Source organism: Bradyrhizobium centrolobii, from assembly GCF_001641635.1.
GTDB classification, from domain to species: domain Bacteria; phylum Pseudomonadota; class Alphaproteobacteria; order Rhizobiales; family Xanthobacteraceae; genus Bradyrhizobium; species Bradyrhizobium centrolobii.
Map to the genome: position 1 here is coordinate 1 of NZ_LUUB01000105.1, position 2,500 is coordinate 2,500.

1 protein-coding gene, 2 tRNA genes and 1 rRNA gene are annotated in these 2,500 nt (G+C 55.3%); all 4 read left to right on the forward strand.

The annotated features are described in order from the left end of the window. Positions 1–269: hypothetical protein (locus AYJ54_RS51720; protein ID WP_063702871.1), on the forward strand; the 269-nt coding region annotated here is incomplete at its 5' end. Positions 270–359: 90 nt separating this feature from the next. Further along, positions 360–1,850 (forward strand): 16S ribosomal RNA (locus AYJ54_RS37750). A gap of 227 nt (positions 1,851–2,077) precedes the next feature. Next, positions 2,078–2,154 (forward strand) — tRNA-Ile (locus AYJ54_RS37755). Between the two features lie 33 nt (positions 2,155–2,187). Beyond that, positions 2,188–2,263, forward strand: a tRNA-Ala gene (locus AYJ54_RS37760). Positions 2,264–2,500: the final 237 nt, after the last annotated feature.

Below are 2,500 nucleotides of genomic sequence, written 5' to 3' on the forward strand. Positions count from 1 at the left end.
TGATGCTCCTCACCTTGTTGAGTGACACAACAGTCGACACCGGTCGATTGGAGTCATTCATCGTCGGTAGGGGTGTCGGAACCCTTCCTCTCAGGAAGGTTGGGGCCTCTCCGGTCCCGGGCTGTTTGACAAGTGAAGATGAAGAAAGAGAAACGTGGACGGCGGAGTCCTTGCGGGTCTTGTTTCTGAAAAGCTTCGGCTTTTCTGATCGAGGCCGGACGAAAGACTTCGGCGGTACACGTTTCAAAGGTAACACCATGACCTCTTGATTGAGGTCAGTTCGCAAGCGATGTGAATCGCTTCGCGAGTATGGTGGGACCTCGTCAAACGTTGTGATCAGCCGGTTCAAAGTTCAAGTCCAACTTGAGAGTTTGATCCTGGCTCAGAGCGAACGCTGGCGGCAGGCTTAACACATGCAAGTCGAGCGGGCGTAGCAATACGTCAGCGGCAGACGGGTGAGTAACGCGTGGGAACGTACCTTTTGGTTCGGAACAACACAGGGAAACTTGTGCTAATACCGGATAAGCCCTTACGGGGAAAGATTTATCGCCGAAAGATCGGCCCGCGTCTGATTAGCTAGTTGGTGAGGTAATGGCTCACCAAGGCGACGATCAGTAGCTGGTCTGAGAGGATGATCAGCCACATTGGGACTGAGACACGGCCCAAACTCCTACGGGAGGCAGCAGTGGGGAATATTGGACAATGGGGGCAACCCTGATCCAGCCATGCCGCGTGAGTGATGAAGGCCCTAGGGTTGTAAAGCTCTTTTGTGCGGGAAGATAATGACGGTACCGCAAGAATAAGCCCCGGCTAACTTCGTGCCAGCAGCCGCGGTAATACGAAGGGGGCTAGCGTTGCTCGGAATCACTGGGCGTAAAGGGTGCGTAGGCGGGTTTTTAAGTCAGGGGTGAAATCCTGGAGCTCAACTCCAGAACTGCCTTTGATACTGAAGATCTTGAGTCCGGGAGAGGTGAGTGGAACTGCGAGTGTAGAGGTGAAATTCGTAGATATTCGCAAGAACACCAGTGGCGAAGGCGGCTCACTGGCCCGGTACTGACGCTGAGGCACGAAAGCGTGGGGAGCAAACAGGATTAGATACCCTGGTAGTCCACGCCGTAAACGATGAATGCCAGCCGTTAGTGGGTTTACTCACTAGTGGCGCAGCTAACGCTTTAAGCATTCCGCCTGGGGAGTACGGTCGCAAGATTAAAACTCAAAGGAATTGACGGGGGCCCGCACAAGCGGTGGAGCATGTGGTTTAATTCGACGCAACGCGCAGAACCTTACCAGCCCTTGACATCCCGGTCGCGGACTCCAGAGACGGAGTTCTTCAGTTCGGCTGGACCGGAGACAGGTGCTGCATGGCTGTCGTCAGCTCGTGTCGTGAGATGTTGGGTTAAGTCCCGCAACGAGCGCAACCCCCGTCCTTAGTTGCTACCATTTAGTTGAGCACTCTAAGGAGACTGCCGGTGATAAGCCGCGAGGAAGGTGGGGATGACGTCAAGTCCTCATGGCCCTTACGGGCTGGGCTACACACGTGCTACAATGGCGGTGACAATGGGATGCGAAGACGCAAGTCCTGGCAAATCTCAAAAAGCCGTCTCAGTTCGGATTGGGCTCTGCAACTCGAGCCCATGAAGTTGGAATCGCTAGTAATCGTGGATCAGCACGCCACGGTGAATACGTTCCCGGGCCTTGTACACACCGCCCGTCACACCATGGGAGTTGGCTTTACCTGAAGACGGTGCGCTAACCAGCAATGGAGGCAGCCGGCCACGGTAGGGTCAGCGACTGGGGTGAAGTCGTAACAAGGTAGCCGTAGGGGAACCTGCGGCTGGATCACCTCCTTTCTAAGGATGGTCCTTCAGCGAGCTCACGCTCACTATCGGACCGTTTTAGAAACATCAGGGGCCAACAGATCGCCAGATCGTTGAGCTCCATTGGCGGGATTTCGCCGTCTTCGTTTCTCTTTCTTCGCGGACGAACACGCGCCGGGGCTGCGCTGTGCGATTGCATTCGGCGCGTGTCGGCGGCGTGCACGCGAGCAGGGCCCTAGTCCTTGAGAGGATAGCGTTAGGGGCTTGTAGCTCAGTTGGTTAGAGCGCGCGCTTGATAAGCGTGAGGTCGGAAGTTCAAGTCTTCCCAGGCCCACCACTTTCATCGAGTGAGCATTCGTCTTCTGGTTACGGGGCCATAGCTCAGCTGGGAGAGCGCGTGCTTTGCAAGCATGAGGTCGTCGGTTCGATCCCGTCTGGCTCCACCAGATGGTTTGATCATCGACATCCCAACCGTCGTCCGCGAAACATCGCTTCGCATTCGCAAGTCTTCACCAAAGACTACGAACTGCGTGTTTTCTGACATCGTAAAGAGGAGATCGATCCGAGTTGGATCGTGCAGCAATTGTTGCGCGAGCCTTCATTATCTCCGGATCATTTCGGCGCTCGCTTTCGGCCGTGAGGCAGACAGCGGGTTGTGAATGATCCTTTTAGCGAAGCTTGAC